At 69.9% G+C, this 8,023-nt stretch carries 7 protein-coding genes; 4 read left to right on the plus strand and 3 right to left on the minus strand.

Annotated elements, in window-relative coordinates; translation table 11 throughout:
• Positions 1-320 precede the first annotated feature (320 nt).
• Entirely contained in the window at positions 321-1,310 is a 990-nt protein-coding gene (gene selD / locus KBX53_RS14450) for a selenide, water dikinase SelD (protein WP_210859742.1), read from the minus strand.
• Between the two features lie 194 nt (positions 1,311-1,504).
• On the opposite strand from selD, the gene KBX53_RS14455 reads away from it, so the two are divergent.
• Genes KBX53_RS14455 through KBX53_RS14470 form a run of 4 tightly spaced genes read left to right on the plus strand, consistent with a single transcriptional unit; the run spans position 1,505 to position 4,917 of the window.
• Entirely contained in the window at positions 1,505-2,260 is a 756-nt protein-coding gene (locus KBX53_RS14455; protein WP_210859744.1) for an amino acid ABC transporter ATP-binding protein, read from the plus strand.
• A 57-nt stretch (positions 2,261-2,317) separates the two neighbouring features.
• Positions 2,318-3,196 (plus strand): glutamate ABC transporter substrate-binding protein, encoded by an 879-nt coding sequence (locus tag KBX53_RS14460; RefSeq protein WP_030336769.1) that lies wholly within the window; start codon positions 2,318-2,320, stop codon positions 3,194-3,196.
• A 36-nt stretch (positions 3,197-3,232) separates the two neighbouring features.
• Positions 3,233-3,940, plus strand: a complete 708-nt coding sequence (locus tag KBX53_RS14465) for an amino acid ABC transporter permease (protein WP_030336770.1) — start codon at positions 3,233-3,235, stop codon at positions 3,938-3,940.
• Positions 3,937-4,917: an amino acid ABC transporter permease gene (locus tag KBX53_RS14470; protein WP_210859746.1), complete on the plus strand. Its 981-nt coding sequence runs from the start codon at positions 3,937-3,939 to the stop codon at positions 4,915-4,917. Before KBX53_RS14465 ends, KBX53_RS14470 begins: the two co-directional genes overlap by 4 nt.
• A 103-nt stretch (positions 4,918-5,020) precedes the next feature.
• On the opposite strand, the gene rny is transcribed toward KBX53_RS14470, so the two are convergent.
• Both rny and KBX53_RS14480 read right to left on the minus strand, forming a co-directional pair.
• Complete coding sequence (rny, locus tag KBX53_RS14475; RefSeq protein WP_030336772.1) at positions 5,021-6,787, minus strand: ribonuclease Y; 1,767 nt, start codon at positions 6,785-6,787, stop codon at positions 5,021-5,023.
• Between the two features lie 555 nt (positions 6,788-7,342).
• The coding region (locus tag KBX53_RS14480) for a 3-keto-5-aminohexanoate cleavage protein (protein ID WP_210859748.1) at positions 7,343-8,023 on the minus strand (681 nt) is incomplete at its 5' end.

Below are 8,023 nucleotides of genomic sequence, written 5' to 3' on the forward strand. Positions count from 1 at the left end.
CATCACCACCCGGCCAAGCGCCTCGGCCAGCGCCGGGTAGACCTCCACGGGCTGAGCCCCGTCGATTCTCCAGTTCCACAGCTCGGTCATTCCGCCTCCTCGCTGCGTTCGTCCCCACCGGCCTCCGGATCGGGCCTTACTCACGATGGTGGGGGGCATTTGACCCCAGCCGGGGGCAAGTTACCGGTCTGTGACCATTCCGGGCAAAATTTCCCTGAGCGGCATTGCTCGGAGTAGCGGGAAGGTGACAGTTTATCGGGTATGGTGCGCCATCCGTACCACCGCCGCCGCGTGTCCCCCGCCGGGCAACAGCACCCCGGTCAGCGCAGCACGACCAGCTGCTCCCCCCGGGGCAGCAGCTCACCCACCACGGGAGCGCCGGGCACCTCACCGGCGACCAGCAGGCCACCCGAGGTCTGCGCGTCGGCCAGCAGCAGCCGCTCCGCCTCGTCCGCCGCACCGAAGTCGGTCCACGGGGTCACCCAGTCCAGGTTCCGCCGGCTGCCGCCGCTGACGAACCCGTCGCGCAGCGCCTCGCGCGCACCGGCCAGATAGGGCACCCGGGCGGTGTCGATGGCCACCGTGAGCCGGCTGGCCCGGGCCAGCTTCGAGGCGTGCCCGAGCAGCCCGAACCCGGTCACGTCGGTGCCGCAGCGGATACCGGCGGCGACCGCCGCGCGGGCCGCGTCCCGGTTGAGCGCGGCCATCGTGGCCACCGCCTCCGGGAAGCTCTCCCCGGTCGCCTTGTGCCGGGTGTTCAGCACACCCACCCCGAGCGGCTTGGTCAGCGACAACGGCACCCCGGCCCGCCCGGCGTCGAGGGTGATCAGCTCCTCCGGCCGGACCGTGCCGGTGACCGCGAGACCGTACTTCGGGCCGTCGTCGTCCACGCTGTGCCCGCCGGCCAGGTGACAGCCGGCCTCCCGCGCCACGTCCTGGCCGCCGCGCAGCACCTCACGGGCCAACTCCAACGGGAGCACGTCACGCGGCCAGCAGAGCAGGTTGAGCGCGACCAGCGGGGTGCCGCCCATCGCGTACACGTCGGAGAGCGCGTTGGCCGCGGCGATCCGACCCCAGTCGTACGCGTCGTCGACCACCGGGGTGAAGAAGTCGGCGGTGCTGACGAGGCCGGTCCGCTCATCCAGGCGCACCACCGCCGCGTCGTCGCCGTGGTCCAACCCGACCAGCAACTCGGCGGTGCCGGTCGCCGGACCGAGACCGGCCACCATGATCTCCAGCTCACCCGGGGGAATCTTGCAGGCGCAGCCACCGCCGCGGGCGTACATGGTCAACCGTACGGGTTCGGTCATCCCCCCATGATCTCGACAAGGCGCCACGATCGCCACCGGCACCACCCAGCCGGTGACCAAAATCGGACGCCCGAGAACGATCGTGACCGGTGTTACCGCTCCGTGACCCGCTGGGTTGCGTTCTGCCACATCACGCCGCCTACAGTGGCCGCACCGGGGGTCAACCGACCCCGCTCCGGGAGACGACAGGGACGGTGAACGACGTGACGACGGGCGAACCGCTCATCGTGCTGGACGCGGTCAACAAGTGGTTCGGGCCGCTGCACGTGCTGGACGACGTCTCGCTGTCGGTGGGTCGCGGCGAGGTGGTCGTGGTGATCGGCCCGTCCGGCTCCGGCAAGTCGACGCTGTGCCGCACGATCAACCGACTGGAACCGATCAACTCGGGCACCATCACCTTCGACGGTCAGCCGCTGCCGGCCGAGGGCAAGCCCCTCGCGAAGCTGCGCAGCGAGGTGGGCATGGTGTTCCAGTCCTTCAACCTCTTCGCCCACAAGACCAGCCTGGAGAACGTCACCCTCGGCCCGATCAAGGTCCGCAAGGAGAAGCCGGCCGCCGCGCGCGAGCGGGGCCTGGCCCTGCTCGACCGGGTCGGCATCGCCAACCAGGCGGACAAGTTTCCGGCTCAGCTCTCCGGCGGGCAGCAGCAGCGGGTGGCGATCGCCCGGGCCCTGGCCATGCAGCCCAAGGCGATGCTCTTCGACGAGCCGACCTCGGCGCTGGACCCGGAGATGGTCGGCGAGGTGCTCGACGTGATGACCTCGCTGGCCAGCGACGGCATGACGATGGTCGTGGTCACCCACGAGATGGGCTTCGCCCGGCACGCGGCGAACCGGGTCATCTTCATGGCTGACGGGCAGCTGGTCGAGGACGCCCCACCAGCGGAATTCTTCGCCAACCCGCGCAGCGAGCGGGCCCGAGACTTCCTCTCCAAGATCCTCACGCACTAGGCGTCCGTTGTGGAGCGTGCCGCACGCCGGCGGGCTCCGTTGAAGAAGGAGAAAAGTATGCGTATCACGCGCGTTGCGGCAGTTGCCGCGGTCGCCGCTCTGGCGCTCGGCCTCACCGCCTGTGGTGGCGATGACGGCGGGGAGGGCACCGGCGCTGGCAGCAAGTCGTTCACCGCCGGCACCACCATGGAGAAGCTGAACAAGGCCCAGAAGATCAAGGTCGGCACCAAGTTCGACCAGCCCGGCTTCGGCCTGAAGGGCCTCTCCGGCAAGCCGGAGGGCTTCGACGTCGAGATCGCCAAGATCATCGTCAAGGAGCTCGGCATCCCCGAGGACAAGATCGAGTGGGTCGAGGCCCCCTCGAAGGTCCGCGAGGACGTGATCGTCAACGGCACCGTCGACCTGGTCGCCGCGACCTACACGATCAACGACAAGCGCAAGGAGCGCATCGCCTTCGCCGGGCCGTACTACGAGGCTGGCCAGAACATCATGGTGAAGAAGGACGACACCACGATCACCGGTCCGGACTCGTTCAAGGACGGCACCAAGAAGGTCTGCTCGGTCACCGGCTCGACGCCGTTCGAGGAGATCAAGAAGTACGTCAAGGACGTCGCCACCCAGCTGGTGCCCTTCGACACCTACGACAAGTGCCGCGACGCCCTCAAGAGCGGCCAGGTCGACGCCGTGACCACCGACAACGTGATCCTGCTCGGCTACATCGCCAAGGACGAGGCCTCCTTCAAGCTGGCCGGCAGCAACTTCACCAAGGAGCCGTACGGCATCGGCGTGAAGAAGGAGGACGCGGACTTCCGCAGCTTCATCAACGACACCCTGGACAAGGCTGTCGCCGACGGCAGCTGGAAGAAGGCCTGGGACGACACCGCCGGTAAGTTCGGCGCGGAACTGGGCTCGGCGCCCACCATCAACCGCTACTGATCCTTCGATCTGGAGGGTGGGGAGGAACACCGACCCGTGAACGTGCTCATCGACAAGTTCGACGTCTTTGCGGGTGGTTTCTGGCTCACCCTCCAGATCTGCTTCCTCGCCGCGATCGGCGCCCTCATCCTGGGCGCCGTCGTGGCGGTGCTCCGCATCTCGCCGGTGCCGCCGCTGCGCGCGCTCGGCACCAGCTACGTGAACGTCTTCCGCAACATGCCGCTGACCGTGGTGATGTTCTTCGCCGCGTTCGGCCTGCCGGCGCTCGGTTCCAACGCGGACTTCCTCCGCATCCCGGTGATCGACTCGCTGTTCACCCGGCTCGGCACCGATCTGCCGTACTTCCGATTCGCCCTGATCGCCCTCGTGCTGTACACCGCCGCGTTCGTCTGCGAGGCGCTTCGGTCCGGGGTCAACGCGGTGCCCTCCGGCCAGGCGGAGGCGGCCCGCTCGCTGGGCCTGACCTTCGGGCAGAACCTGCGCTACGTGGTGCTGCCGCAGTCGTGGAAGGCATCCATCGTGCCGCTCGGCTCGGTGATCATCGCGATGATCAAGAACTCGGCGCTGGTCGGCTTCTTCGGGGTGGTCGGTGACCTGTCACAGACCGCCGACCAGCTCACCTCGGCCGAAGGCTACGCCTTCGTACCGGTCGCCCTCGGCATCTCGATCGGCTATCTGATCATGACCGTGCCGCTCGGCACCCTGCTGGACCGGATCGAGAAGCGACAGGCGGTGGCCCGATGAGTCAGCAGACCAGCGTCCTCTACGACGTTCCCGGGCCCCGGCAGCGGCGGATCACGCTGATCAGCAGCATCGTCGCCGGACTGGCCCTGCTCGTCGGTGCGTACTTTCTGGTCTACCGGCCCCTGGACGAAAAGGGCCAGTTGTCGATGGAGCTGTGGGGTCCGCTGGTCGACCCCTCCAACGAGAACTTCTCCCTGGTCTGGGAGCGGATCGGCCTCGGCTTCAAGAACACCCTGATCGCGGCGGCGATGGCCATCGTGGCCTCGCTGGTCGTCGGCACCCTGCTGTCGGTGCTGCGGATCCAGCTCAAGAGCCTGACCGGTCGCAAGTTCACCGGTCTCGCCGCGCCGCTGGCGTACCTGCTGCGCGGGCTGAGCGTGCTGCTCTCGGTGGTCACCCGGGTCTGCGTCGAGGTGTTCCGCGGCCTGCCTGTCGTGCTCACCATCTTCTTCGTGGCCCGCGGCTTTCCCGAGTTCGGCATCTACTTCGACAACCTCTGGTACCTGGTCATCGGCCTCACCATCTACAACTCCGTGGTGATCGGTGAGATCCTCCGCTCGGGCATGGAAGGTCTGCCGGGCGGCCAGGCGGAAGCCGCCTCCGCCATCGGGCTGTCCCCGGCGCAGAGCACCCGGATGATCCTGCTGCCGCAGGCCTTCCGGATCATGCTGCCGGCGCTGATCAGTCAGCTCGTGGTGGTGCTCAAGGACACCTCACTCGGCTTCATCATCAGCTACGAGGAGACCCTGAACATCGGCAAGCAGATCATCGGCGCACTGGGCAACCCCATCCAGGTCTACGTCGTGATCGCCGTGCTCTTCATCGTGGTGAACTACTCGCTGTCGAAGCTCGCCCAGTACGTCCAGCGGCGGCTCGCCCAGGGTCGCAAGACCGCGAACACCCCGGCGCAGAACCCGCCGCCCGCGGCCCTGATGTCCCAGGCCGAGGGCGCGGGCGGAGGCGGCGGGGGCGTCTGAGCCACGTCACACCGACCAGAAGACCCGAAGGCCGCCCCGAACTGCTCGGGGCGGCCTTCGGTCATCTCCAGCGTCCGCGCGGTGAGGGGGCCGCCGGTCTGACTCAGCGGGCGATCTCGGTGACCCGGGACTCGCGGACCACCGTGACCCGGATCTGACCCGGGTAGGTCAGCTCCTCCTCGATCTGCTTGGCCACGTCCCGGGCCAGCACGGCCGCCCCGATGTCGTCCACGTCGTCCGGCTTGACCATCACCCGGATCTCCCGGCCGGCCTGCATGGCGAAGACCTTGTCCACGCCGAGCTTGCCGGCGGCGATCTCCTCGATCCGCTCCAGCCGCTTGACGTACGCCTCCAGGCTCTCCCGGCGCGCGCCCGGCCGACCACCGGAGCAGGCGTCGGAGGCCTGGGTGAGCACTGCCTCGATGGTCTGCGGCGGCACCTCGTTGTGGTGCGCCTCGATGGCGTGCACCACGTCCTCGTGCTCGCCGTACTTGCGGGCTAGGTCAGCGCCGATGATGGCGTGGCTGCCCTCCACCTCGTGGGTGAGCGCCTTGCCGATGTCGTGCAGGAACGCCGACCGCTTGATGATGGGCACATCCAACCGCAGTTCGGCGGCCATGATGCCGGCGATGTGGGCGGTCTCGACCAGGTGCTTGAGCACGTTCTGCCCGTACGAGGTGCGGTAGCGCAGCCGACCGAGCAGGGAGACCAGCTCCGGGTGGATCTCGGTGATGCCGACCTCGACCAGGGCGTCCTCGGCGGCGCGCAGGCAGAGCTGCTCCACCTCCTGCCGGGCCAGGTCGTAGACCTCCTCGATCCGGTGCGGGTGGATGCGCCCGTCCAGCACCAGCTTCTCCAGGGTCACCCGGCCCACCTCCCGACGGACCGGGTCGAAGCAGGAGAGCAGCACCGCCTCGGGGGTGTCGTCGATGATCAGGTTGACACCGGTCACCGACTCGAAGGCGCGGATGTTGCGCCCCTCCCGGCCGATGATCCGCCCCTTCATCTCGTCACCGGGCAGGTGCAGGACGCTGACCACGCTCTCCGCGGTCTGCTCGCTGGCGACCCGCTGGATCGCGTCCACCACGATGTGTCGGGCCCGCTGCTCGGCCGTGTTGCGCGCGTCGGACTCGATGTCCCGCACGAGCAACGCCGCCTCCCGCTTGGCCTGGGTCTCGATGGCGTCGATCAGCTCCAGCCGCGCGGATTCGGCGGTGAGCCCGGCGACGCGTTCCAACTCCCGGCGGCGCAACTCCTCCGACTCGGCCAGCTCGGCCTCCCGCTGGGCGAGCGCGGCCTCCCGGGCGGCGAGGGCGGCCTTCGCGGCGGTGAGCTGCCGCTCCCGCTCGGCGAACCGCTCCACCTCTTCGGTGTGCATCCGCTCCCGCTCGTCCATCCGGGCGGCCCGACGTTCCACCTCGGCGGCCTGCTCCCGGGTCGTGGCGGCGAGCACCGCCACCTCCCGCTCTCCGCTGCGCCGGGCTGCCGTACGCAACTGCTCGGCGTCCGCCTCGGCCTGCTTGTGGGCGCGCTCCAGAACGGTGTCCGCCTCGGCCCGGGCGTCGTCGAGGACCCGACGCGCCTCGGCGCGGGCCGCTTTCGCCTCGGCCTTCGCCGCCGCCGCCTCGGTGCGGGCCGCAGCGGCCGCTGACTTCGCCACGTCGATCGTGCTGTTCGCCTGGTCCGCCGCGGTCCGCAGGGCAGCGAGGGACTGCTCCTGCCGGTCCTTCTCGGCGATGAAGGCGGGGTCCTCCGGAGCCGGCGCGGCGCCCATCCGGCGCAGTGTCCGGATGCCGACCAGCACGGCCCCGATCACCACCACCGCGAGGACGAGGACGGCCGCGAGGAGCACGACGTCGAAGGCGTTCATGCCGGGACCCCGTCGGGTCTACCGATGAACCTGTGCCGCCGCCCCGCCATGGCCGCCTCCCCTAACGTCGAGACCGCAGCGACCGTGCCGAGGGCACACTCCTGCGGCTGTGGACGCCCGACCGGAGCGGCTGGCCGTGGATAGCTTTCTCCGCCGGCGGTGCCCGCAGGCAGCGTCGGCGACCGGGTGCAGTTGTCGCAGCGATCCGGACCGGCCTGTCCGGAACTGCTGCCAAAGGCCGCGGAGTCGGCCAAAGTGATGCTGTTCTGTTACGCGATCTATGTTGTGCGCTTAGCCTGCGCTGGTCGGGCAATGTGAGCCTGTATGGCGAGGCTAGGTCGCCGGGGGTGCTCTGGTCAAGGACTCATGATCAAACCCCCCGAACGGAGAGAAGTCGTACCGTCACCACGCGCTGACATCGCGCCGGACAGGAGAGGACAAACTCCGCGAGGTGCACCGCTCGCTGGACACGTCGGGCCTGCTCAGCGCCGTCCAGCCGGCTCTCAGACAAGGCCGACGACCCCGCCAGGTGTGACCCATCCGTCTCATCACACGTCAGCTGGCTCCCACCGCCACCGCTGCCGCGACCAAGGCGGCGTTGTCCGCGGCCGGTGAGCCGTCCGGTAGGCACACCGTGTCCTCAAGGCCGATCCGGGTGGCCAGGCCCCGGCGTACCGCCTCGGCGAGGACCGGCCAGGTCGCCGGCCCCTCGGCGTGCAGCAGCACCGACGGCGCGTCCGCCGGCAGCGCGGCGAGGATCCGGGCGGCGTCGGCCAACGCGACCGCCACGTCCTCAGCCATGCACTCGACCAGCAACCGCCCGGCCGGCACCCGCCACCTGCGGTACGCCGCGACCGCGTCAAGCGTCCACAGCCCTGCCTCGACGAGCACACCGCGCTCGTGCAGGGCGGCCGCGACCGCCTCGGCGCCGGGCTCGTGCGCGTTCACCGAGGCGAAGTCGGGCAGCACCTGCCAGGCCCGGACGGCGGCCACCCGCGCAGCCGGATCCGGCGAGATCCAGGCCCCGGTGCTCACCCCGACCGGCAGCCCCGGCCGGGCGGCACGGATCGCGGTCAGCGCGTCGGCGATCACCGCCGGCCGCAGCGACTCGGCACCAGCCTCGTCCCGGGGATGGACGTGCACGGCCGCGACGCCGAGCGCCGCGCAGCGGGTCGCATCGGTGGCCAGCTCCGCCGCCGTCAGCGGCACCGCCGGATGGGCCCGGCGGTCTCGCCC

The sequence above is a fragment of the Micromonospora sp. M51 genome, from assembly GCF_018070305.1.
Classification (GTDB): Bacteria; Actinomycetota; Actinomycetes; order Mycobacteriales; family Micromonosporaceae; genus Micromonospora; species Micromonospora parva.